We start from the raw sequence: 23,151 nt of genomic DNA on the forward strand, positions 1-23,151 counted from the left end.
TGCGATTCAGGCCAAAGCGCTGGTACCACGGCGCACCGTGTACGAGGCGATCATCAAGGCGCGCCAGGTCACGGACCAACTCGTGCAGCGCCAGCAGTTGCTCACCGGGCGTCGACGCCTGCTGCAACGCCGTCACCAACGCTTGCGCCTGGACGATCTGCGCGCGGTTACTGACGAAGGACAGCGCCATGCCCGCGCCCCATACCACGGCCAGCCCCAGAAACAGCACGTAGGCGATGCGCGGCGCGCTCCACCCCAGGCGAGCGCCGCTGGCCTTGTCGTGCTGCACGCCGTGCCAGGCCGGATCCGGCCACCAGAAGTGCTCGCCCTCAGGTTTTTCGGCCACCTTCAGCGGCAGGCTGAACCACACCCCGCGCAGCAGCACGCCAGGGTTGAACCCACCCAACAACGGCGCCAACGCCTGCCGCCAACGGGCAATGCCTTCGGCCTGCAAATCCCGGGACAGGCGAAACAGGAAATCGTGATGCATCTGCCGCTTGACCTGCATCTGCGCAATACCCTGCCAACGCAGTGGTTCCACCAGCTCACCCAAGCGCTCCTCCAGCAGCGCCGGCGTCACCCGCGCCGGCAACAAACAGCCCACCGGCTGGGTCTCGCGCCCATCCTGCGGCCAAGCGCTTTCACACACCTGCCACAGGTGCAACGGCAACTGCCGCCGCAGTTGGCGCGCCAGGTCCTGTAAATGCCGCATGGCCTTGGCCAGCGTTGGTGCGTCGGTGCTTTGCGATGGGGTCAGGGCCCAGACTACGCCGTCCAAGGCCCGGCCACGGCGCAGGGTGAGCCACTGCTCCAGCAGCGGGGTTTGCAAACTGTCCGCGACACTGCCGCCCCATAGCAGCACGGTGCGCTGGCCTTCGAGCCATTTCTTTTCTGCCAACTGCGGGGCGATGGCGGTGATTTGGGCGGGTTCGCCGACGACGAGGAGGAGGCGGGTTTTGTGGCGCCAGAGGGGGCCGTATTGGAAGCGCAGGTGTTCGCGCAGGCTGCGCAGCTTTTCTTCGTCGTCTTTCGTATCGGGCAGTGGATTCAATCGGGAGGCTGGGGTGTCGCCATGGACCTCCCGCGTGATCCATTGTGCCCGGTGTAGCGCCAAGCGATCCCAGGCCAACAGAATCATCGGGCAAAACCAACAGAGCGCCAGCCATGCCCCCAGCCCCCACAACACCAGCTGCTGGAACGCGACGGGCGGCCAACCCAGGTTATGGCCAGCCAAGCGATACAACAGGCAGCCGAGCAGGACCATGAACGTCATGATCAGCAGGTAGCCTGACCCCAACCCTAGCAATGAGCCCTTGCGCTCGCCGTTATCCCTCGCCATAAGGTTTTGCCACTCCTATTGCCAATCGCTTGTCCGCATCCTGGCTCAGCCAGCCACAGGGCTGCCCGGCCTCCTTTGCTTGTAACAACGCCAACGACATGCCGATAAACGGCGCCAGGTTCCCCAGCGAGCCCCAGTGCCCGGCCAATTGATGCTCGGCCGCCGACCAGCCGCCGGACACGAAGGCCTCCTGGCTGGCCGAGTCCATGGCCAGGCAGGTCGGCGGCGCTTGTAGCCCGGCGTAGCGCTGCATCTGGGCGCAGAGCCCGGCGGGCGGCTCCTGGGTCTCGCTCGCCAGGTATTCGCCGCGATGCAACAGCTGGCGCCCTTGTCGGCTCACCCGCCAGAGAAAACCGCCTTCGCCGGGCGGTGCGGCTTCTTCGGCGCTCTGCACCGACGCCACCCCAGCGCACAGCAGCCAATCGTCGGCACTGCGGCATTCGCGGTGGAAGATGTCGATCAACTCATCCAGGTCGGCCAGGCCCTGCAACGGCAAACGCACCTTGGGCAGCACCGCGCCCCGGTCGACCAATACCTGCTCGAAGGCCGCCAGGCTGGCTTCATCACCGTTCCAGACAATGGCCCGCAATTGCGGCCAGCACTCCGATACCTCGGCAAGCTCGAAGGTCAATTGAGCCAGGCGCTGCGCCAAAAGCGGCCCGCGATCGACGGTTTGACCGAGCCTCACCGGACAGCGCAACGAGGGTGTCGCCGCATCGGATGCCGTAGTGGCTTTGGGCAAGACGGTGTTCTGCATCAAGCCCTGGTAATGCGTTTGCTCATCTCCGATCGGCCCCAGCAACAGCACCTGCTCCACCGGCAGCCCCAGGCTTCGCCAGTACCACCAGCGTTGGGTGGCGGCGTCCTGGGTCCGACGGAACACGTCGCGGGTGTACAAACCGATCTGCCAAGGCAGCAGGCGCAGCGACAAGGCCAACCCCCAAACCAGGGGCAGCACCGCACTCCACAACCACAGTTCCAAACGGGGCTGATCCTCGGGCCAGAGCGGCACCAGAACCGCCGACTGCGCCCCCCACAGCAACGGCAACGCCAGCCACCAGCGTCCCCAGTGTGGTTCGCGTGGCTCAGCGAACGGCGGATAACGCGGCGGTCGGTTCATGGGTTCACCCCCATCGCCGACACCGCCAGCGTACTCACCAACGTACAGCCGCACTCACAGCGGTAGCCGTCCAGGGCCAACAACTGCCCACAAAAATTGAAACCCGTCGCGCCCTGGGCGATGCGGTTTTCGCCGTGTTTATCGCAGCGGACCTTGTCCCCCGTGCAGGCCAATAGTTGACCGATGGCCAGGAAACGGCCTTCAAGCACTTCGCCGCCGAAGGGGTGCAGCGGATCGCCGACGCGGATCAAGGGCATCATGAGATCACCTCCTTGACTTGTTCAACCAAGCCGCCGGTAGCTTTCAGGCTCTCCAGCATGCTCTGCATCCGCAGCGCATCCTCGGCCTCGATGATCGCCTCGCGCTGTTGCGCCACCACTTCGCCGATGGCAAAGGTCGGTTGCAGGATCTTTTCCGCCCCCGGCAAGAATGGCTCTACCTCGCCGCTGACGGCATTGATCACCTTGTAGCCCACGGACGCCGCGCCGAACGTACCGGCCGCGCCCTTCCAGCCATCCCGACGGATGCTGTACGCACCGCCCAGCACCAGCGCGATGCCCACGACTCGCCCGGCGATAACCACTGGGGTCATGCGTTTGCTGGACTCGTCGCCGAAATACACCATGCGATAGCGGAAGTAGTCGCCGAATATTTCCCGCGAGTCCAAAACGTTGTGCATGAACCAGGCCCGCGAGTCGTGGACCTGATCGTCGAACAACGCCACCAACGCGGCGATCTGCGGCGCGCTGAGTCGCTGGCTCACGAAGCTGGAGCCTTTCACGCCAAACAGGTCCTTGACATAGACCTCGCCCGCCGCCTTGATCCGCGTGTATTCCTGCTGCTCGTCATCATCGTTGAGCAGGTACACCGTGTCCCTGAACACACCATCGACTGCCCAGCCACCCCAGCCGGTTTGATCACGCCGAAAATTCTGGTAGTCGTGCTCGAACTCCACGGCGGCCTCACGGATTTGCTGCTGGTCAATCACTGGCTCGTAAGGGGGCGGGCCCGCCGCATCCAACAGCAGTTGCGCTGCGTTGGCTTGGCCGCTGGCTTTTTCGCGCTTTTCTTTGGCCTCCTTCATTCTCTTATCGCGGGCCTCTTCTTGCGTTTTTTGATCCGTCGCGTTGGTTTGCGTCGCGTGGATGTAAAACGGCTGTCGCAAATAGGTGCCTCGGGCAAAACGTTCGATACGCCAGCCGGTGATCCAGGCCAACTGCTCGGCCAGGGTGTCTTCCAGGTTATGGGAAAGGCGTAAGGCTTCGTCGTTGGTTGAGGTTTCTGGGGACTTGGCTTCGGCCAGTCCGAGGGTGATGCGCCAGGTGTTGAAGCGGTTGATGAGTTCCCCTGAGATATCAAACTCTTCTTTTGTATTGAGAGACATCTGTCGGGCTGGCGGAATCTGCCGCAGCTCTTCCGGTACCACCGCCTCGGGCACCGTCAATGGTGCGCCCGCCGCAAACGCCACCGCGTACAGGTCATGTAAAACGATCTGCGACAGCAACTCGCTCGAGCTGTTACGGGCCTTGCCCTGATCGCCCTTCGGGTAACCGCCGCCGACATCCGAGTGCATGCCAGGGTAAACCACCTCTTGGGCATAACCAGGGTAGCGACCATCGGCGTAACGGATTGAATCCAGTGGAAAACACAAGCGCTGTTCATGGGCTGCAACAAAGTGTCGACACACCTTGATCCACTTGGGAAAGCGCCTCTCATCGGGCAGCGGCTGGGTGCCATCGGCCCAGTCCATATGCCCTTCGGCAAAGGGCGCGGCACGGGCGCTGCCCACCGAAGCCACGGTGTCCAGCAGGCCCAGGAACTCGATGCTCAGCGGAATTCCCAACAGTGCCTGTGTTGGATGTTTGGCCCCCGGCGGCGTGTCGAACAACTCGCTCAACCAGTTGACGAAGGTCCGCGCCTCCGCCGCCCCACGGGAAAAACCGTAGACGAACAGCTTGATCGCCAGCACCTTGGGTTGCACCGTGGCGACCTTGGCGCGCAACGGTTCCAGCAGCGAAGCCATGGCCTGGCGACGGCTGCTTTTGCCCAGGTTGGTCAGGGGCCAGATGGTGGCCATGGTTTTGAGTTTGGCTTGCATGGTCGTCAAGGACAGTTCATCCCGAGTCAACGCAAAAGACAGCGCATCGGCGATTTGCAGCAAACCCCAGTTGATCCGGTCCTCGCCCCGATTGGCGACAGCCATTCCGAAGGTCGTGAAGTCCAATTCGCCGATCTCCGGGAAAGGTGTGCCTACGCCGGGGATGTAATAACGGAAGTAACCGCTCTCTTGATGCTCCAGGCTGGTGTGATAGAGCCGGGCGATATTAGTGGGGTGGGGAGGCTTGGCATTGTGGGTGTCGTGAGGTTCGTTGTTATTAGTGCCATCGAAAAACAGGCTGATATGCAGGACGCGGGCGCAAGTGGATGCACCGCGTAAACCGCGTTTGGCATTCAACTCCTGGCGATGCAGATTAAATTCGGCCATTTGCTGCTCGTAGTTGTCTCTGACTGCTTGAGGGTCGCTAGGCAAACGCCCCTGTTTGGGAAACAAGGCCGGTGCATAAACCGGCTCAACACTTTTCACTTCGGACATACGGCAGGCTCCTGCATTTTCAACGGTTCTTTAATGGGATATCCAGGTTGACCGAAAGCCATACAGGCTGTCGTGACCTTGACTTGATGGCACGGTAAGAAATGAACTTTTAACGAGCACAGTTTTTCTGTCTCGTAAGGCGGAAGATCCACAATGGCTCGATGTTGTTGGTAGTTGGCTTTATGTTTAACCATGAAAGCTCGAAACTCATCAGTCCCTAATGGCGGTGAGGGCGCATAAGGATTCGGATCAGTTTCCCATTTCACTTCAAACTTCAAACCCGGTTGCCATTGGCTGGGCAGCATTGCGCAGCACATGCCGCCGCCAAAACCGAAGGGGGAAATATTGGGCCCACCATAACCGTTAACGGAAAAATAATTGATGGCCGCCGATGTGTGATTCACCCCATTCAAGTTGCCCGCCAAATACTTTTGCGTGCCGCCTGAACATCCTGCCAATAGCAGTAGAAAACATCCTCTCAGCCATGGCCGTACGGCTTTCCTTGTTAAACGACTCATTCAATATCCCTTTGCATGCGTTATTAAAGTTGCACACGAAACATGTCTATTCCCAAGCATGTTTCGTGTGCAACTTTGGGTAGGTCCAGTTCCTGCTGATTGTTCAGGGCAAAGGACAACGCATCGGCAATCTGAAGCAATCCCCAATTGATCCGGTCCTCGCCCCGATTGGCGAAAGCCATGCCGAAGGCAGTGAAGTCCAATTCGCCGATTTCCGGGAAAGGTGTGCCTACGCCGGGAATGTAATAACTGAAATACCCATCTTTCGGCTGGTCCAGGCTGGCGTGATAGAGCCGGGCGATATTGGTTGGGTTCTTGGCCTTGGTGTCGTGGGGTTCGTTGTTCTTGGTCCCGTCGAAAAACAGACTGATATGCAGTGCACGGGCACAGGTAGACGCGCCACGTAAACCGCGTTTGGCATTCAACTCCTGGCGATGCAGATTGAATTCGGCCATTTGCTGTTCGTAGTTGTCTCTGACCGCTTGAAGGTCGCTGGGCAAACGCCCCTGTTTTGGAAACAAGGCTGGTGCATGAACCGGTTCAACACTTTTCACGTCGGACATACGGCAGGCTCCTGCATTTTCAAAGGTTCTTTAATGGGGCTGTTAGGTGAGGGATAGGCCCAACAGGACGTGGAAACCTTGACCTGATGACAAGGCAGAAAATGCACTTCCAAGGCACACAATCGGTTCTCGTAAGGCGGAAGATCTACGATGGCTCGATGTTGTTGGTAGTTGGCTGCATGTTTGGCATAAGCCTCTTCATCGGCTCCGTATCCAGATGCCTTGCGTTTGAGTTTTGCATAAGGATTCGGATCAGTTTCCCACTCCACTTCAAACTTCAAACCCGGTTGCCATTGGCTGGGCAGCATCGCGCAGCACATGCCGCCACCAAAACCAAAGGGCGGTATATTTCTTCCACCATAACCATTAACGGAAAAATGATTAATGGCCGCCGACGTGTGATTCACCCCGTTCAAATCACCCGCCAAGTACCTGGGCGCACCTCCTGAACACCCGGTCAAAAGCATTAGCACACATACACCCATCCATGGGCGAACGGCTTTCCTCGTTAAAAAATCCATTCAACCTTCCTTTGCGTACGTTATTAAAGCTTCGTATGAAACATGTCTGCTTTCAGACATGTTTCGTTCGACTGAAATCCAATTCACCGATTTCCGGAAAAGGTGTACCTGCGCCGGGAATGTAATAACTGAAATACCCATCTTTCGGCTGGTCCAGGCTGGCGTGATAAAGCCGGGCGATATTGGTTGGGTTCTTGGCCTTGGTGTCGTGGGGTTCGTTGTTCTTGGTCCCGTCGAAAAACAGACTGATATGCAAGGCACGGGCGCAAGTGGAGGCACCGCGTATACCGCGTTTGGCATTCAACTCCTGGCGATGCAGATTGAATTCGGCCATTTGCTGCCCGTAATTATCTCTGACCGCTTGAGGGGTGCAGGGCAAACGCCCCTGTTTGGGAAACAAGGCCGGCGCATAAACCGGTTCAACACTTTTCACGTCGGACATACGGCAGGCTCCTGCATTTTCAACGGTTCTTTAATGGGGCTGTTAGGTGAGGGATAACGCCAACAGGAAGTGGAAACCTTGACTTGATGACAAGGAAGAAAATGCACTTCCAAGGCACACACTCGGTCCTCGTAAGGTGGAAGATCTACAATGGCTCGATGCTGTTGGTAGTTGGCTGCATGTTTGGCATAAGCCTCTTCATCGGCTCCGTATCCAGATGCCTTGCGTTTGAGTTTTGCATAAGGATTCGGATCAGTTTCCCACTCCACTTCAAACTTCAAACCCGGCTGGCATTGGCTGGGCAGCATCGCGCAGCACATGCCGCCGCCATAACCGAATGGACTGGCATTTCCCCCGCCATAACCGTTTACCGAAAACCAATTAATAGCTGCGGAGGTGTGATTCACGGCATTCAAGTTACCCGCCAAGTACTTGGGCGTGCCTCCTGAACACCCTGTCAAAAGCATCAGCACACATACACCCATCCATGGGCGAACGGCTTTCCTCATTAAAAAAACCATTCAATTTACCTTTTAAAAAAACAATTAATCAATGAGTGCGAGCAGATGACTGGAAGCTCGGCTCACTTGCAAGAACTGCCCCCTCACAACCAACAGAAGGAAAAATTGTAATCTTGCTATCACCCTTATTAGCATCTGATTCGAAATCATAGAAACTAAAGCCAGTTGCACTGAAGCCACTATCAGTTGGCACTGCGCCGAACGCGGATTCGGAGACTTTTTCCCGACATGATATATTCACTCCAACTTCCACCTTGTCTCCGTATTTCACGTTCAGTGAGCGTGGCGCGTACCCTTCAAGCATAGGGATATACATCATGACAGCGGAGTGTCTGACCGGCGCATCCGAAACCTTCAAAGAAATGGTCTTATTCCCCCGTCGATACCGAATAAAATAAGAAAGCGATGACGTGTTTTTTTCAAATTTAGCCGAAGAGGTAAAATCAAACTTGAATGCGCCATACGTAGACATTGACCTCACCTGCTCATGCGTATACATCCTGCTCTCCCACCGGTCCGCACGGCTATAGTCATGGGGAAGTAAAAGAGTATCTATCGCAAAATCAACCGGAACACTGGCCAGAACAGCAAAAGGACAAACAATTGTCATATAACAAGCAAAGCCCGCCCAGCTTGCTCCCGTCTGGAGCTCTAAAAGCTGTAGATCGGCATTGACCCCCTTGTAATATGTAGTCGGCGTCGTATGCCTTTCATTGCTCATACGGGCCGAATAGGTTCCGCACCCGGTGACGCAGGCAAAAGCAAATAATATCGCTGTCCTCTTAAGAAATTTACCAGCCACTATTAATTCTCCCGCGCCGACAATTTTGCTTTCCCTATATTCAATTTTGCGTATTCCTCCAAATCGCCAAAGTAATTATCCTCACTCGCTTGAAGCACCAAGCAATAACAAAGTGCAAACCATTGTTCTTCGGAATGTTCCGGAAACTGCGCCTTGGCTATGCCCCGCAAAGCGTGCGCATCACTGATACTGCCCAGCCGATCAAACTGGGCGTCTGTCAACGAAACTGGATGCAGGGGTTCTATAAGCTTCTGGCTCGAACGGTAGGTACCCGAGTGCCAGACAGGTTGTTGGTCCCGGTCGAGCCAGCTCCACAGCAGCGCCACGCTCAGGAACTGCTCTTTTTGTTCGGCGGTCAGCACACTTGCCAGTAACTCGGGCAGCACGCGGGGATCGTAGAAACGCAACAGTCCAGTCTGGCCGCCCCATTCAAGCTGCGACGATGCCTGGAGGGACTTGACCAAGGCGTCAAAGGGCATCGGTGAAATCAGCACAAGGAGACGCGGTAGTCCCCAAAGTTGTTCGACCAGTTCCTCCAACCAGTCTGTGTGTCGCCAATCACCGAGATCGATGCGCATCAAAATCGGCGCTTGGTCCAGCAACGTCTCTTCCGGCGTGCCGCTGAACAAAGAAAACCAGGGCATGCTCGGCATGCTCCGCAGCGCCGGCAGGACGGATAGTCCCCAAGCGGCTTGATCGACCACGACGTCGACATGCCCAACGTTGGCGGAAGCACACAGGCTTTTTATCTGCTCGATCCACTGCACATACAGTTCTTTCATATTCTGTTTCCTCATCCAGCAGTACGCATGGCGGCGCCCGCCGCTTGCCTTTGAGCCATCTTCACGCACTCCTCGCACACCGACTGCGGCAAATCCGGCAAGGCAAAACTCTGCCCGGCGGGTAACTCCCAAACGTGCCAGCCCTTGAGGTTCAACTTGCCGGGGGAATGGATGTCGATGTCGCCATTGGGGGTGATCCGAATGAGGCCACCCCCACACCCCAACGTGATGCCATTCTTGGCCGTCACCTGCACATGCCCTTGCACCGTCTGCACGCTGATGTCCTGCTGGGCTTTCAGGTCCAGCACATCGCCGTGGGATTCGATTTCCAGCGGCCCCTTGCCCGAGACCAGGCGCAGGCCTTCTTCTTGCGCGAGCAAGGAAATGGCCTGGTTGGCGTGCAGGGACAGACGCTTGGCGGCGGCCAGGTTGATTTCGTCCTGGCTTTGCAGGTACAGCGCGTCGCCGCTGTTGAGCAGCAGGCTGGCCGGGGTCACCGCGCCGATGCCTTTGGGGGCGCTGAGCAGGATGGCCGGGGCCTTGAGGTCTTTCGCGTCGGCCTGGAGTTGCTGCAAGCCGTTCAGGTCGGGTTGGCGACTGTGGTGGGCCTGGGCGATGTCTTGCCAGGCGGTCATCTGGTGTTTCGCGCCTTCGACCTGAGCGGTGGCCGGGGCCATGCTGAGGACATCGCCAGTGGCCTTGACCTGCTCATCCGCACTGATCAACACCCCTTTACCACCCCGAATCGCCCCCCAGCCGTCAGTGCGCAGTTCAAACCCTTCCCCGCGTTTTTTCTTCTCGGCATCCACCAGATGCCCCAGGTTCAACTGGCTCTTGCCGCTGTGCTCGGTGCTGAGCTTGATGTGTTCCTGCCCACGGGTGTCGTCCATTCGCAGTTTGTTGTTGCTCGGGGTGCGCAGCACGTTGCGGCGTTCGTTGCGTGCGGTGACCAGGTCGGGGTGGTCGCTGTCGTGCAGGGCGTGGGCGATGTAGGGACGGTCCGGGTCGCCCTGTTCGAAGGCGACGGCCACTTCGGTGCCGGCCAGCAGTGGGAAATGCAAGCCGTAGGTGTCGCCGCCGTAGGGTCGGGCCAGGCGCAGCCAGAGGCTGGCTTGGCCGGGTTTCCAGGTGTCGCGGTCGAACAGGAAGCGCACGCGGTAGCGGCCTTCGAAATCGAGGTCGGTGTAGGGGGCGTTGGCTTCCGGGTGGCTGATGCGGGCCGGGAGGGTGCCGCTGATGCAGGGTTTGGGCGGCAGCGGTGGGCGGAAGCACACCGTTTCCGAATAGGGAATGGCCTGGAAGGTCGCGACGAAACTGCGGTCGCGGGCCGCTTCGGTGCGCAGGCCGACAATCACCGCGTCGGGCTCGAAGGCCTGGGGCGCGCCGCCGGTGATTTCCAGCCTCTGGCCCGGCGCCAAGGTCGCGCTGCTGGTGGTGCCGTGCAGTTGGGTCTGCGCGTTGAGGTAGCGCTCGTGGCGCAGGCGCGCGTAGAAAAAGCCGCTTTCGCTTTGCAGGTCTTCGTCCTGGTCGTAGCGGTCGCCCAGCTCCCGGTAGGGTTCGGCGTAGTGATAGGCCTCGCCGTAGGTACTCTTGGCGCCGCGGGTCTGGTCGACCTCGCCGTCCAGGAAAGCGTGGGCATCGCGGTAGTGATAGGCCCGAAAATCAATGTGCTGCTCCACCACCTGATGGGCCGTTTGCAGGTTCCAGACCGCGTCCTGCCCCTGGCCGGCAAAACCCGACGGCGAGCGACACGGCAATGTAACGTTGCGTTGGTAATGGCGTTGGTCATCGTGGAAGTGCACCACGTCGAAGTTCACCCGCTCGTGGCTGACGAAGCGATACCAGATGCCGACCTCGGCCAGCAGGCGGTCGATGAAGGCCAGGTCACTTTCGTCGTACTGCATGACCTGCTCGCGCCGGGGGTATTCGCGTACCAGCTTGAAGTGGAAGTGGTAGCCCTCGAAGTCGTGGCGCGTGCGCAGGATGTGCTCGACGATCTGCGGCACCGACTGGTGCTGGTAAATCCGAAACTGCTTGCCCCGCCCCAGCAGCGCGAAACGCGGTTGCAGGGTGATTTCATAGCGCGCTTCATCCTTGGAGCCGGACAGGCGCTTGAACCCGGTGACCACGCCATGGAAGGTGCGCAGCGGTTTGATCTCCGGCGGCTTGAAGCCCTTGGGCGTCGGCGGTGGCGGCAGGGGGTAGAGGCAAAAATCCGCGTCCTGGTTGAGCAGGTCGGTGGCCGCCAGGTCGCGCTCGGTGCAGGTGAACTCCACACGGTAGAGGTAGGGCCGGCTCAGGTGCTCGTCGCCCTCGAAGGCCAGGACGTCGAGTTGGGCATCGAGTTTGTAGACCTCCAGGGTGTGGCGGCTGTGGTCGAAGAAGGTGCGCACGTTCATGTTCATTTAGCGCCCTCCGTGGCAACGCAGTGCGTCTCATCCGGGGCATCGGTGAAGCACACGGTGATGCCTTCCTCGGCGCTGTAGCCCAGGCTCACCCCTCGGGTTCGTTGCTGCGCCGCCCGGCGCTGCAACAGATGTTGGCTCAATACCGGCAGGATCTGTTCGTCGAGCAGGCTGTCGATGTTGCGCGCGCCGGTGTCGGGCAGCAGGCACGCGGCAACCAGGGCTTGGTTGAGTGCGCCGTCAATCCGGCAGTCCAGGCCGTAATGGCGTTGCAGGCGCTTGGCTACCTGGCCCAGCTTTATTGCGACGATGCGCTCGAGGGCATCGGCTTGCAGCGGGCGGTAGATGAGGGTCTGGCAGCGCGCCAGCAAGGCCGGTTGGAAGTGCTCGCGCAGGATCGGTCGCAACCGTTCGTGCAGTGCGCTGTCCGGTGTGTCGGGGTGTTCTTGCACACAGGCTTGCAGGAGGTCGCTGCCCAGGTTCGAGGTCATGAGGATGACGGTGTTGCGAAAGTCGATCTCGCGCCCTTCCCCATCACGCATGAAACCGCGATCGAAGACTTGGTAGAACAGGTTGAGCACGTCGCGGTGGGCTTTTTCCACCTCATCGAGCAGCACGACACTGTAGGGCCGTTGGCGCACGGCTTCGGTCAGCACACCGCCCTGGCCATAACCGACATAACCGGGCGGTGCACCCTTGAGCTGGCTGACGGTGTGGGCTTCCTGGTACTCGCAAAGGTTGAGGGTGATGAGGGATTTCTCGCCACCGAACAGGCTGTCGGCCAAGGCCAGGGCCGTTTCGGTCTTGCCAACGCCGCTGCTGCCCACCAGCAGGAAGACGCCCAAGGGGGCCTTGTCATCGGTGAGCCCGGTCTTGGCCGCGCGCAAGCGCTGGGCCAGGGCATCGAGTGCCGGGGCTTGGCCGATGACACGCTCGCCCAGTTGTCGCTCCAGCTCCAGCAGGTGGCTTTGTTCGTCCTTGAGCAGGTTGCCCAGGGGTACGCCAGTCCAATCGGCGATCACTTCGGCTACGCTGCGTGCGTCGACGTCCAGGGACACCAAGGGTTGATCGCCTTGAATGGCCTCCAGTTCTCGCTGCAGTTGCGCGCAGGCCTGCCGTTGCGATGGCGCCGCCTCGCGTGCATCGAGCAACTGTTGGGACAGTTCGAGCACCTGCCGGTATTGCCGCACCCGTTCGACTCGGTGGCGCTCCAGCTCGGCGTGTTGCGCCGCGATGCGCTTCAGGCGCTCAGTGTCGGCATTGCCACCTAGGGTCTGATCTTCTTCCAGCGCCTGGCGCTCCAGCTCCAGGGCAGCCAACTGCGCCTTGATGCGGACCAACGCCTGGGGTTCGCAGTCCACACTCATGCGCACCCGCGCACTGGCCGTGTCGAGCAGGTCGACGGCTTTGTCCGGTAATTGGCGGCCGGTGAGGTAGCGCCGCGACAGGCTAACGGCCGCCTGCACGGCCGCGTCCTGGATGTGCACGCCATGGTGGCTGGCGTAACGCGCCTTGAGGCCACGCAACATGAGGCAGGCGTTGGCATCGTCCGGCTCGTCGACCTTGACCCGTTGAAAGCGCCGCTCCAAGGCGGCATCACGCTCGAAGTATTGCTTGTACTCGCTCCAGGTGGTCGCGGCGATGGTACGCAATGCACCACGGGCCAGGGCCGGCTTGAGCAGGTTTGCCGCATCGGCGCCGCCCGCCTGGTTGCCAGCACCGATCAAGGTGTGGGCTTCGTCGATGAACAGCAGGATCGGGGTGTCGGACTGCTGTACCGCGTCGATGACATTTTTCAAGCGTTGTTCGAACTCACCCTTGACCCCGGCACCGGCTTGCAACAGTCCAAGGTCCAACGCGCGCACGCTGACCGACTTGAGGCTATCGGGCACGTCGCCCTGGGCGATGCGCAGCGCCAGGCCTTCGACCAGCGCCGTCTTACCCACACCGGGCTCGCCGACCAAAAGCGGATTGTTCTTGCGACGGCGACTGAGGATGTCGATGACTTGGCGTATTTCATCGTCACGCCCGAACACCGGATCGATCAGCCCTTCCCCGGCCTGGGCGGTGAGGTCCTGGGTGAATCTGTTGAGCAGCGCCTGTCGCGCATCAGGCATCGCCGTATGGCCAGTCATGAGGGGCTCGCTCAAGGAACCAGCAGCCTCGCTCATTGCGACGTGCGCCTGCACTTCGGGACGTTCTTCCGAGGTTTGATCGAGCAAGGCAGACAAACGCTGCAATTGAGTTTCGCTGAGACTGAGCAATGGCCACGCCGCATCGCAAGCCAACAGGTTCGGCGCGTCCATCAGCGCCCCCAATAAATGCACGGAACGCAGCCTGTCGTTGTGCTCGTCCAGCGAGGCGCGCAGCCAGGCATCGCTGATCAGTCGCTGCAAAGGTTCCGACAGCTGCGGCTTGCCCTGTACGCTGCGCGGCAGGCTGTCGAGATGATTGAGCAGGCCGCACCACAGCGCCTCCAGGTCCCATTCGTAACGACGCGCGATGACAGTCAGGTCACCCTCGCCCTGCCCCAGCAACTTGAGCAGCCAGTGTTCAACGGTGATGTGGGCATGGGCACGGCTTTGACACAGTGTCGCCGCGTCACTCAGTGCCTGGGCGCAATAAGGGTTCAGACGACGAAGCAAACGCGTGGGGCTCTGAGCCATGAGAGGGGCATCCTTGTGCGGGTTTCCGTGTGGTGTAAGGCAAGTGGCGGGTTGAAACTGATGTGCTGGCCCATGGGGCCGACAGACGCGAACGGTCTGCCGGCTCTTGCATGTCAGGCGCTCTGACGTTCGCTCCAGGAATCGGAATAGATGATGTTGCCGTCCTTGTAGGTCCAGGTGACCTTTTCGTAGCGCAACTCAATCTCTTCCAGATGATTGTGTTTCTCTTTCGTCGGGTCCTTGATGTCATGCATTTTCGGCGCGACCTTGACCACCTTGACGTTTTCCAAGCGGGTAACGAAGTACACGACTTCCTGCCCTTCATCGTTGATGCGGTACCACTTGAACTCGGCGCTCTGGAGGGTTTCCCCGGTGCTCACAGCCCTGTAGAGGTAGGGGCTCGAAGCATCGATTTCCTTGGAAAATTGAAACGGTGCATGCACCCGCGCGCCCGTCAACTTGCCGGTGTTGTCATCCGTGGGGATCGACAGGCTGTGCTCCTGGGCAATCACTTCGATGCTGCCCTCGCGCTCTTGCACATCCACCGAACCCTTGATGGCCTCTTTAGCGTCCTTCTGCAGCCAGAGATAAATGGGAATTGCCATGTGAAGCTCCTGTTTTGAAGGTTAGAAGTCGCGTGATGCGACAGGGGGTTGCACGCCCGGGCCGGCTGTGGGAGCTGCACAAGCCCCCACTTCAGGGACCAGGCGGATATCGACACGACGGTTGGCTGCGCGCCCCGCCTCAGTGTCATTACTGGCGATCGGATGGCCGGCGCCGACCCCTTGCACGGCAAAGCAGCTGTCGGGGATTGCGCCCATCTGCTGCATCCAGTCATGCACGGCAGCGGCGCGGGCGCGGGACAACCGAAGGTTGTACGAGGCGTCGCCAGTGGCATCGGTGTGCCCGGTGATCACGATCAGCCAGTCCGGTTGGGCCTTGATACCGACCAGCGCATTGATCAACACCTTGGTCGAATCCTGCTTGAGCTGGGCACTGCCCGGACCGAACAGCGATAGGCTGTCCAGGCGTACCGGTTCGGGTACCTGCACGGATACCGGCAGGGACGGCTCGCGGTGACGGGCAAGGACCGCCCGCAACGGCCCCCTCAGGTACTCGCCGCGATACAGCCCCAGACCGAATGCCAGAGGTTCGCCATGGCGGTAGTAAGTGTCCAGGCGGTTGGCGGTCTGATGAAGCACGGTCATGGCTTCATCGCGCAGCATCAGCGCGCGCTGGCTACGCGGCCCCGATTCAGGGATTGACGCATAACGACGCAGGTCGTCGCTGACCTGGCGCACCAGCAAGGTGTTCTGCCAGGCCGAGCTGGTGAGCGCGACCACGCCGGCCAGCGCAAACAACCACACTGCGATGACGCTGGCTTGTTGGACCGAGCGGCGCTGTGCACGCAGCGGAATCAGATTCAACAGAGGGTCCGGGAATGGCAGCGCCGCGTCCGCCACCGCTTGCTTGTTGTCGACCAGCGCAACCTTGCTGCGCAGCCATTGTCGCCACAGGTTTTGGTTCATGACCTGGGGCAACGCCGACACCTGTTTGATCGCGCAGATCATCGCCGGGCCGAGAGCCCCAACGGCGTCGCGGCTGGCGAGGTGTGGCAAGACCGTCTCGTGCAGCCAGTCCACCGCGCTGCACAGTTGCACGCAAGCGTGCATTCGCGCCGCTCGCAATGAAGCATCGGCGGGTTGCAACTGCCACTCGGCCAAGCTGACGCAAGCCCCGGCGTCACGAACGCGGGGGCCAGCCTCGCCATTCGTCCAGCAGAACCAGGGGTCTTCGCCGTGCTGGGTTTGGAAATAACTCACCAACATCGCCGGCAGCGCCGTACCGTGCCGACGCGCCAGAGCGACCTGGTGACGAAAGGCCCGCAGCCATCCTGCCAGGTGGCCACCGTCAGCGTGCGCGGTAGAGTTGACGATCAACATCACGCTGAGCTGAGGCCCCCAACCCGGACGTAACGCCAGGATGTTTTCGGTCATGCTCGACAGTTGCTCCAGCCCCGACACCCGTACATAGCACCCCTGATCGCTCAATCGCAGTTGCACGGGTTCGTCGGCGAAGGCGCCGAACAGGCTGTCCACATCGTCGCCACAGACCAGCATGACCGGCCGGCGAAACGAAGCCGGGGGCAACGGCACGTCAGCATTCAGATTCCACCATTCACGCCGATGCGCGGCACGACGCTGGCTCAGAACCCAGCCCAGAGAGACACCACCCACCACCAGCAATGCAGCGCCGATACGCACCGAAGTGATAAGCGGGATGATGGCGAGCAATGTGAGGATGAGTGTCCCCGCCCACAGCCAAAGGGCTCGTTGCAATTTAATCGTCATCTGCTGGTCACGCCCCACCTGGCAGAAGCGAGACAACCGTGCCATGTAGCAGATGGTCCATTGCCCACCAGACCGCGGCGAGCAAGAGCGCAACCGTCAAGGCATGTGCCCATGGTGATCGCCGCCATGACAGGCTGTCGCTCAGCTTGCTGACCTTTGTCTGCGTGGCCAGCCTGCGATTGACTTCCAGGGGCGCCACGTGGGCGTTAAGGGCGGCCAATATCTGTTCACGCTCAGGATCGGCAGCGTCCTTGTAGCGCCCACGAAAACCGAGCATCAGCACGCGTTGGAAGGCCGTCAGCACTCGCGTATCCGGCGCGGGCTCGCGCAAGACTTCGCGCATGTCCTCGTAGAGAAACACGCCTGCCTGATGCCGGTTGAAGAATTGCGCCTGTAGCGGCTCGCGAGCCCATTCAGCACGGTCTGCGCCTTTGGTGCAGGTAAGCACCGACTCATCGAGCAAGGCGCATTGAGCATGGCTGATGTGGTCGATGCTGCGTTGATCGACGCCCGACGACTCCAGCTGCTGTCGAACGTGCTCGATCTGATCCACGCATAGCTGGCGCACGGCCTGAACATCCCGTGCCGAAGCACCTTTGCGCAATTCGACCACCAGCAGGTACGTCTCGTGTAGCAGCGCATCGATATCCACCGCCGTTGCGTTCGGTTTTCTTGGGGCAATCTGGGTCATGTGCGTAGCACCGCAAACAGTTCAAGTTTCACTTCAGCCACCGTGCTCGGGACGTAGAAGGCACAAACCCCTGCGGCCAGCACGGCTTGCCACTTGGGATGGCTCAGATCGAGGGCGAAGTATTGGTTGTCCAAGCGCAGCGCAACGGCCGCCGGAACATGAGCAAGGGCGCGCAGTGGAACGCCGTCGAGCGCTGCGTTGACCAGTGCATCGACTTCATCCGGCGTGCCGACCTTGCACAGGCGTGGAAACTGTTCCTGCAACTGCGTCGCTGGTAGCCGGCAGTGCACTGACAAGTAGAAGTCCGCGCCGTCAGGTTCTCGCAAGCGAGCATCGTTGAGCATCACCTGCCAGCGATTGGCCCCCTTCTCCTCCAGCGTCAGGGCAATGACCCGCGATGGCAGACTGGCTTCCAGTAACGTAGAGAGCGTACGCATCAACGGTGGAAACACAGTTTCCAGGTGCTCATGTCGATAGGCTGGAATTTTGTCGAGGTCATGATCCAGCGAGAACGTCAACAGGCTACCGGCCAGCTTGATCAGCTCCCGATAGACCTGTTCCGGGTGCCGTTGGGGGTATGCCTTGAGGTCAGCCAATATCGGCTCATAGGTATTGAGGGCATTGAGCAGCCAGAACAACGACACGTCGGCTACGGCAAAGTCGGCCATACGCTGGTTGCTTTCCCGACGCATGCTCATCAGGCGTTGTCGCTTGGCGGACAACTGTGTCAACAGATTATCCAGTTGACTCAGCAGCCCCGAATGCGCGGCGAAACTGAGCAGCGGCGGCACGTAGGCCGGATCGAGGCTCCAACTGCCCTGCCCTTCACGCACCAGGCGAGCGATGGGACAGGTCAGGTAATCGCTGTTGTCATCCTGATCCAGGCGCAGGCTCAGTGCATGTTCCAGCACGCCGATGGACTGCACGTCGTCTGCGTAGAGGTCCTGTACGGGACGCCAATCCTGGCGATAACGGGTCGGGCGATCAGCCCGACCTTCCTGCAACAGGCAGTTATTGCCGTTGGCCTGCTCCAGGGGTAAAGCCAGCAACAAAAGCATTTGCTGGACGTCATCGGACAATAGTTGCGCCAACTGCAGCCCCGGCGGCAGGCGGTCAACCCGCTCGCTGTCGAGCAAAGTGCCATCCGGCATACGCACGCAGAGCCGGGTGGCCTTGAGCTTGCCCAGCCGCAGTGCGTCCAGGTCAAACGCAACGGCCTTCACGCCCCAAGGGTGTGCCAGGGCCAGGTGAGCGATTTGGTCATTGGCCCAAGCTTCCCAGCGTGCCTGCTGCTGGAACTGTTGCGCAGACAACAGGGTGCCGGACGCCCACAAGGGACGATCGATTTTCATGGCATCGTTTCCTTGGGTGCGAGTCAGGCTTTCGCCTTGGGCATCTGCGAAACCAGCGACAGATTGACGTCCATGCCTTCGACCTGAAAGTGCGGAACCGCATACAACTTCACGCGAAAAAAGCCGGGATTGTCTTCGATGTCTTCTACGATCACCTTCCCGTCACGTAGCGGATGGGAAGCCTGCAAGTCGTCGCCCGGGTCAGTCATTTCGGTGACGAGTCCGCCGATCCACTTGTTCAGTTCCAGCTCCAGCAAGCGACGATCCTTGGTGGTCCCGATGTTTTCCCGCTGGATCAGCTTCAGATAATGAGCAATGCGCGAAAGCAGGAAAATGTAGGGCAGCCGCGCATTGATCCGGCTGTTGGCGGTGGCATCCGCCGCGTCGTACAAGGCTGGCTTTTGTGCGGAACTGGCCGAGAAGAAGCAGGCGTAGTCGCGGTTCTTGTAGTACGACAAGGGAATGAAACCGAGATTGGCGAATTCGAACTCGCGGGTTTCCGGAATCATTACCTCAGAAGGAATCTTCACCTGATTGCCAGTGCCCAGGTCATACAAGTGGATCGGCAAGTCCGTAACCGCTCCGCCAGACTGTGGCCCGCGAATCTGCACGCACCAACCGTTGGCGATAAAGCTCTTGACCATATTGGCGGCGAAAGCGAAGGATGCGTTGGTCCACAGATACTTGTCGTGATCGGGCCCCTTGACGCTTTCGATGTAGTTGAAGCTGCGCACCGGGATGGTGTCCGGTCCATAGGGCAATCGACCCAGGACCCGCGGCATGGTCAAGCCGATATAACGAGCATCGTCGCTGTCGCGGAACGCCTTCCATTTAATGTACTCGGCACGATCGAAATAATTGCCGATGTCCTTGATGGCGGCCACTTCCTCCATTGATCGTTTACCAAAAAATGCCGGCCCTACCGATCCGATAAAGGGCATGTGCGCCGCTGCTGCAACTTTCGAAATATTGCGCAGCAACGCAACGTCTCGTGGACTGCGATCGAATTCATAGTTGGAGATGGCCGCAGCAATCGGCTCCCCACCCGGCATATCGTATTCGCGCGTATAGGTGTGTAGATACAATCCGCTCTGCGCGATCTCGGGTGCGTCCTCGAAGTCCCGCACCAAATCGTCCTTGCTGATATCCAGCAGCTCGACGCGCACGTTCTGGCGAAAATCAGTCTGGTCGACCAGTGACTTGACGCCACGCCAGGTGGACTCGACTCTTTGAAAGTCAGGATGGTGCAGCACCGCATCGAGTTGACGACTGATCTGCATGTCCAACGAAGCGATATGCTCATCAAGCAGTACTTTGTCCAACCGCTCTACTTTCTGCGACGTTTTCTGGAGCAACTTCAAGAACACGCTGACAGCCGCAGTAACTCGCTCATCGACCGAAGCCTCGGACAACGCATCGGCATGCTGGAAAGCTTCAATATCCCCCAGCTGCGCAACAGGATTCAGATTGATCCTATTGAACAAAGCAGCATAGACACCCTTATCTTCAGACAACACTGTAGCGCCGCGCGAATGCACGTTAGAACTTTCAATGGACATATAAACCTACTCTTTTGACCTGCCGCCGGGTTGAGTTCGCGAGCCTACTTTGGAGCCAAGGCTGCCAGCTCAATGCGCAATTCGTTACTGAGCGCATCATCCTTGAGGATGCGTTCTAACTCGCGACGGAAGGTCATGTTATCCAATAGATTGGACTTGAGATCGCGTAATAGATTGCGCATGGCCAGGAGTGCGCGCAATTGGGGAACCTGCCGCGCAATTTGCTCAGGTTCAAAATCTTTCATGCTCTGAAATTTCAATTCGACCAGCACTTCAGACCCATCACCCGCCAAAGTATTGTCCGCTGCGATCTTCAGACTTGGCGAAAACTCCCCCAGAACACTATCAATGTTGTTCTTGTCGATATTGACTTTGCCCCTGTCCGATAACGGGCGCTGCTCTTGACCGTTACTGTAGTCACCCATCACCATCAGTTTCAGTGGCAGCTCGACTTTTTTCTGTGCGCCACCTGTGTGCAAATCCAGCTTGATGTTGATTCGTGTTTTGGGTACTTCATTCTGGAAACTGTATGAAGCCATATCTTCTTCCTTTAGACGTTATTACGGCACCGGATGCCGCATAGACATATCACTTGCCCGCTCTCCCTCCCCTGTCGCCAGCCATACCTCGCTGACACTCAGCAACCGCGCCAACTGCCTCATCCGTAGCCGAGGCACGCCCCGGGAGCTCCAGTTCGTCAGGCACTGCGGGCTGACGCCCATGACTTCGGCGAAAGCCACGGGGGCGATGCCGTACTCCTGAAGGATGCCCCTCAAGCGTTGCCCGCAAGCCTGCCGGACGCTTGAATGCGGCGTGTTTTGCGGTTCGCACCAAACGTTGACCATCGTTATTGCTCTGCACCTTGCCTGTACGTGAGGTGCATCAATGTATGCAACGCGGGGCGAGACTGAACAGGTTTAAAACGGGCTCAAAAATTCGAAGAAGAAGGGACCTACAGGCAAAAAGCGGAACGCCTACAGATGCTTCCTAGATAAGGGGGCGGTGACGAAGGAAGACGTATAGCTCCTCCCCCCAATCTGTAGGAGAGGAACTACAAATTCTGGATTGCGGAGGGAACTCACTGAGAGCCTTCCTACCGGGTCTCTGTTTGGGAACTGAACTCGAAAGGCAAAGTTCAAGTTTTTTGTCGCCGCCCGGAGCAAGCTCTCTCGCCACGGGGGGCTGAACGGCTCGGTCCAATCATGTTTCGCCGCTACAACGTACCGACTCCATCAACCAGGTTCTAAAGGCCTGCACTTTGGGCGAATCGGCCATCTCATGCGGGGTCACGAAATAGAAGCCGCAATCGGACTTCAATCTCAGATCGAAGGGCGCAACCAGGCGCCCAGTCTTCAGGTCGTCCTCGACATAGGTCGAACGCCCGATGCAAACACCGAGGCCGTCCACCGCCGCCTGTACCGCCATCATTGCCAGGTCGAAGGTCAACCGGCTGCCTTCGGCCAGTCGGGTCGGTTGGCCGGCGGCGTTCAGCCATGAACTCCAGTCGTCACCGGTCGCCCCACTGACTTGCAACAAGGTGTGGCGGGCCAGGTCACTCGGGCTCGCCAAGGCGCTGGGGCCTTGCAGCAACCTGGGGCTGCACACGGGGAAAATTTCGTCGGACATCAGCCAGTCGGCCCGCAAGCCCTTCCAGTCGCCGACACCGTAGCGAATGGCCCCGTCGACGCCGCCCTTGCGAAAATCCACCTGGTCAGTGGACGCGGTGACGCGCACGTCGATAGTGGGAAATGCCTGCTGGAACGACGCCAGGCGCGGCAACAACCATTTGGAGGCGAATGAAACCAGCGTGCTGATGGTCAGCACACTGTTATTGCGGCTTTCCAGCAAGGTGTCGGTGCAGTAGCGCAACTCCTGGAAGGCTGAACGAACGCCGGGGAAATAGACATGGCCTTCGGGGGTCAAGGCCAGGCCGTCCTTGAGCCGCAAGAACAAACGCACACCCAGTTCGCCTTCCAGCCGGCGGATTTGATGGCTCACAGCAGTTTGCGTGACGCTCAGTTCTTCAGCCGCCTTGGTAAAGCTCATGTGCCGCGCGGCGGCCTCGAACGCCTTTAGGCCGTTGAGAGAAGGGATTTTGCCAACCATTGGAGGTGTAAGACTCATGAGATTTTGTCATAGGCTAGCAGCCAAGATGTCCTTTGAAAATGCGTCGAGGCTCACGGATTCTTAAGCCCGGATTGTCCGGACAGCCGCTTACGCACTTTTAAGGAACCTCATGAAACTCTACTTCGCCCCACTGACCTGCTCATTGTCACCGCACATCGTGCTGCGGGAACTGGGTCTACCTTTTGAATTGATCCGCGTGGACAACAAGACCAAGCGCACCGCCAACGGCCAGGACTTCCTCAAGATCAATCCCAAGGGCTACGTCGCGGCGCTGGTGCTGGATAACGGCAGCGTCCTGACGGAGGGGCCCGCCATCGTGCAGTACCTGGCCGATCTCGTCCCGGGCAACTCGTTGGCGCCAGCCAATGGCACGTGGGAACGGGTCCGCCTGCAAGAGTGGTTGAACTTCATTGGCACCGAGCTCCACAGCGGTTGTGCGCCGCTGTTCAACCCCGACATCGCGCCGCCAACCCAGGCGATCTTCCGGAAAAAACTGTTCAAGCGCCTCGACTACCTGGCCCAGGCCCTGGCACAGCAGGACTACCTGATGGGCACCTTCGGCCTGGCCGACAGCTATTTGTTCAGCGTGCTCAAATGGCTGCCGGTGTTCAACATCGAGATCCAGGATTGGCCGCGACTGGCCGCGTACATGGCGCGGATCGAAGCGCGCCCCAGCGTCCAGGCCGCCATGGCCGCAGAAGCGCCGCAAGTCGCTTGACTCAAGGCCAGTGATGCAACGCCAGAGCCGCCGGCGTGCCCTGGCGAGGCATTAATAATCATTTTGCCATTAGACGGCCTT

Annotated in this window: 20 protein-coding genes and 1 pseudogene; 1 reads left to right on the forward strand and 20 read right to left on the reverse strand. The window is 59.4% G+C overall.

All coding sequences use genetic code 11. From position 1 onward, the window contains the following. The 20 genes and pseudogenes from ACODSJ_RS20635 to ACODSJ_RS20730 all read right to left on the reverse strand — a co-directional run. A pseudogene (locus ACODSJ_RS20635) lies at window positions 1-1,339 on the reverse strand (ImcF-related family protein); the annotation flags it as partial. After that, the gene (locus ACODSJ_RS20640) at window positions 1,326-2,315 is read right to left on the reverse strand and encodes a hypothetical protein (RefSeq protein ID WP_489103536.1); all 990 of its coding nucleotides are present in this window, start codon (window positions 2,313-2,315) and stop codon (window positions 1,326-1,328) included. The gene ACODSJ_RS20640 and the pseudogene ACODSJ_RS20635, both read right to left, overlap by 14 nt. A 140-nt stretch (window positions 2,316-2,455) precedes the next feature. Further along, window positions 2,456-2,719, reverse strand: a complete 264-nt coding sequence (locus ACODSJ_RS20645; RefSeq protein WP_489103495.1) for a PAAR domain-containing protein — start codon at window positions 2,717-2,719, stop codon at window positions 2,456-2,458. Further along, a complete protein-coding gene (locus ACODSJ_RS20650) occupies window positions 2,716-5,052 on the reverse strand; it encodes a T6SS phospholipase effector Tle1-like catalytic domain-containing protein (protein ID WP_489103496.1) in 2,337 nt (778 codons plus the stop codon). The genes ACODSJ_RS20645 and ACODSJ_RS20650 overlap by 4 nt, the downstream gene beginning before the upstream one ends. Beyond that, entirely contained in the window at window positions 5,040-5,570 is a 531-nt protein-coding gene (gene tli1a, locus ACODSJ_RS20655; RefSeq protein ID WP_489103497.1) for a Tli1a family immunity protein, read from the reverse strand. The genes ACODSJ_RS20650 and tli1a (ACODSJ_RS20655) overlap by 13 nt, the downstream gene beginning before the upstream one ends. Before the next feature lie 23 nt (window positions 5,571-5,593). Continuing rightward, complete coding sequence (locus ACODSJ_RS20660) at window positions 5,594-6,133, reverse strand: phospholipase effector Tle1 domain-containing protein (protein ID WP_489103498.1); 540 nt, start codon at window positions 6,131-6,133, stop codon at window positions 5,594-5,596. Continuing rightward, window positions 6,121-6,654, reverse strand: a complete 534-nt coding sequence (tli1a, locus tag ACODSJ_RS20665) for a Tli1a family immunity protein (protein ID WP_489103499.1) — start codon at window positions 6,652-6,654, stop codon at window positions 6,121-6,123. Before tli1a (ACODSJ_RS20665) ends, ACODSJ_RS20660 begins: the two co-directional genes overlap by 13 nt. Window positions 6,655-6,706: 52 nt before the next feature. Then, window positions 6,707-7,096: a hypothetical protein gene (locus tag ACODSJ_RS20670; RefSeq protein WP_489103500.1), complete on the reverse strand. Its 390-nt coding sequence runs from the start codon at window positions 7,094-7,096 to the stop codon at window positions 6,707-6,709. Next, entirely contained in the window at window positions 7,084-7,617 is a 534-nt protein-coding gene (tli1a, locus tag ACODSJ_RS20675) for a Tli1a family immunity protein (protein WP_489103501.1), read from the reverse strand. The genes ACODSJ_RS20670 and tli1a (ACODSJ_RS20675) overlap by 13 nt, the downstream gene beginning before the upstream one ends. Before the next feature lie 28 nt (window positions 7,618-7,645). Continuing rightward, a complete protein-coding gene (locus ACODSJ_RS20680; RefSeq protein WP_489103502.1) occupies window positions 7,646-8,419 on the reverse strand; it encodes a YceK/YidQ family lipoprotein in 774 nt (257 codons plus the stop codon). Between the two features lie 2 nt (window positions 8,420-8,421). Beyond that, window positions 8,422-9,201: a toxin Tle1 chaperone Tla1 gene (tla1, locus tag ACODSJ_RS20685; RefSeq protein WP_489103503.1), complete on the reverse strand. Its 780-nt coding sequence runs from the start codon at window positions 9,199-9,201 to the stop codon at window positions 8,422-8,424. Window positions 9,202-9,212: 11 nt separating this feature from the next. Then, window positions 9,213-11,606: a type VI secretion system Vgr family protein gene (locus ACODSJ_RS20690; RefSeq protein ID WP_489103504.1), complete on the reverse strand. Its 2,394-nt coding sequence runs from the start codon at window positions 11,604-11,606 to the stop codon at window positions 9,213-9,215. Continuing rightward, window positions 11,603-14,272 (reverse strand): type VI secretion system ATPase TssH, encoded by a 2,670-nt coding sequence (gene tssH, locus ACODSJ_RS20695; protein ID WP_489103505.1) that lies wholly within the window; start codon window positions 14,270-14,272, stop codon window positions 11,603-11,605. The genes ACODSJ_RS20690 and tssH overlap by 4 nt, the downstream gene beginning before the upstream one ends. Before the next feature lie 113 nt (window positions 14,273-14,385). Then, window positions 14,386-14,877, reverse strand: a complete 492-nt coding sequence (locus ACODSJ_RS20700) for an Hcp family type VI secretion system effector (RefSeq protein ID WP_489103506.1) — start codon at window positions 14,875-14,877, stop codon at window positions 14,386-14,388. A 21-nt stretch (window positions 14,878-14,898) separates the two neighbouring features. Further along, window positions 14,899-16,668: an OmpA family protein gene (locus tag ACODSJ_RS20705; protein ID WP_489103507.1), complete on the reverse strand. Its 1,770-nt coding sequence runs from the start codon at window positions 16,666-16,668 to the stop codon at window positions 14,899-14,901. Beyond that, on the reverse strand, window positions 16,631-17,314 hold the full coding sequence (tssL, locus tag ACODSJ_RS20710; RefSeq protein WP_489103508.1) for a type VI secretion system protein TssL, short form: 684 nt from the start codon (window positions 17,312-17,314) through the stop codon (window positions 16,631-16,633). The genes ACODSJ_RS20705 and tssL overlap by 38 nt, the downstream gene beginning before the upstream one ends. Then, entirely contained in the window at window positions 17,311-18,666 is a 1,356-nt protein-coding gene (gene tssK / locus ACODSJ_RS20715; protein ID WP_489103509.1) for a type VI secretion system baseplate subunit TssK, read from the reverse strand. Before tssK ends, tssL begins: the two co-directional genes overlap by 4 nt. Window positions 18,667-18,689: 23 nt before the next feature. After that, window positions 18,690-20,225: a type VI secretion system contractile sheath large subunit gene (tssC, locus tag ACODSJ_RS20720; protein WP_489103510.1), complete on the reverse strand. Its 1,536-nt coding sequence runs from the start codon at window positions 20,223-20,225 to the stop codon at window positions 18,690-18,692. Window positions 20,226-20,269: 44 nt separating this feature from the next. Beyond that, window positions 20,270-20,764, reverse strand: a complete 495-nt coding sequence (gene tssB / locus ACODSJ_RS20725; RefSeq protein ID WP_489103511.1) for a type VI secretion system contractile sheath small subunit — start codon at window positions 20,762-20,764, stop codon at window positions 20,270-20,272. Window positions 20,765-21,425: 661 nt separating this feature from the next. Beyond that, window positions 21,426-22,331, reverse strand: a complete 906-nt coding sequence (locus ACODSJ_RS20730) for a transcriptional regulator GcvA (protein ID WP_489103537.1) — start codon at window positions 22,329-22,331, stop codon at window positions 21,426-21,428. A gap of 130 nt (window positions 22,332-22,461) precedes the next feature. Between ACODSJ_RS20730 and gstA the strand changes: the two genes are divergently transcribed. Further along, window positions 22,462-23,070 carry a glutathione transferase GstA gene (gene gstA / locus ACODSJ_RS20735; protein ID WP_489103512.1) on the forward strand — a complete coding sequence of 203 codons (609 nt, stop codon included), beginning with the start codon at window positions 22,462-22,464 and terminating at the stop codon, window positions 23,068-23,070. Window positions 23,071-23,151: the final 81 nt, after the last annotated feature.

The organism is Pseudomonas sp. FG6, assembly GCF_057809015.1.

Bases quoted from the DNA above. Each gene is read 5' to 3' on its own strand.
- ACODSJ_RS20645 (WP_489103495.1), bottom strand. From the start codon at position 2,719: ATGATGCCCTTGATCCGCGTCGGCGATCCGCTGCACCCCTTCGGCGGC.
- ACODSJ_RS20650 (WP_489103496.1), bottom strand. From the start codon at position 5,052: ATGTCCGAAGTGAAAAGTGTTGAGCCGGTTTATGCACCGGCCTTGTTT.
- tli1a (WP_489103497.1), bottom strand. From the start codon at position 5,570: ATGAGTCGTTTAACAAGGAAAGCCGTACGGCCATGGCTGAGAGGATGT.
- ACODSJ_RS20660 (WP_489103498.1), bottom strand. From the start codon at position 6,133: ATGTCCGACGTGAAAAGTGTTGAACCGGTTCATGCACCAGCCTTGTTT.
- tli1a (WP_489103499.1), bottom strand. From the start codon at position 6,654: ATGGATTTTTTAACGAGGAAAGCCGTTCGCCCATGGATGGGTGTATGT.
- ACODSJ_RS20670 (WP_489103500.1), bottom strand. From the start codon at position 7,096: ATGTCCGACGTGAAAAGTGTTGAACCGGTTTATGCGCCGGCCTTGTTT.
- tli1a (WP_489103501.1), bottom strand. From the start codon at position 7,617: ATGGTTTTTTTAATGAGGAAAGCCGTTCGCCCATGGATGGGTGTATGT.
- tla1 (WP_489103503.1), bottom strand. From the start codon at position 9,201: ATGAAAGAACTGTATGTGCAGTGGATCGAGCAGATAAAAAGCCTGTGT.
- ACODSJ_RS20690 (WP_489103504.1), bottom strand. From the start codon at position 11,606: ATGAACATGAACGTGCGCACCTTCTTCGACCACAGCCGCCACACCCTG.
- tssH (WP_489103505.1), bottom strand. From the start codon at position 14,272: ATGGCTCAGAGCCCCACGCGTTTGCTTCGTCGTCTGAACCCTTATTGC.
- ACODSJ_RS20700 (WP_489103506.1), bottom strand. From the start codon at position 14,877: ATGGCAATTCCCATTTATCTCTGGCTGCAGAAGGACGCTAAAGAGGCC.
- ACODSJ_RS20705 (WP_489103507.1), bottom strand. From the start codon at position 16,668: ATGGCACGGTTGTCTCGCTTCTGCCAGGTGGGGCGTGACCAGCAGATG.
- tssL (WP_489103508.1), bottom strand. From the start codon at position 17,314: ATGACCCAGATTGCCCCAAGAAAACCGAACGCAACGGCGGTGGATATC.
- tssK (WP_489103509.1), bottom strand. From the start codon at position 18,666: ATGAAAATCGATCGTCCCTTGTGGGCGTCCGGCACCCTGTTGTCTGCG.
- tssC (WP_489103510.1), bottom strand. From the start codon at position 20,225: ATGTCCATTGAAAGTTCTAACGTGCATTCGCGCGGCGCTACAGTGTTG.
- tssB (WP_489103511.1), bottom strand. From the start codon at position 20,764: ATGGCTTCATACAGTTTCCAGAATGAAGTACCCAAAACACGAATCAAC.
- ACODSJ_RS20730 (WP_489103537.1), bottom strand. From the start codon at position 22,331: ATGGTTGGCAAAATCCCTTCTCTCAACGGCCTAAAGGCGTTCGAGGCC.
- gstA (WP_489103512.1), top strand. From the start codon at position 22,462: ATGAAACTCTACTTCGCCCCACTGACCTGCTCATTGTCACCGCACATC.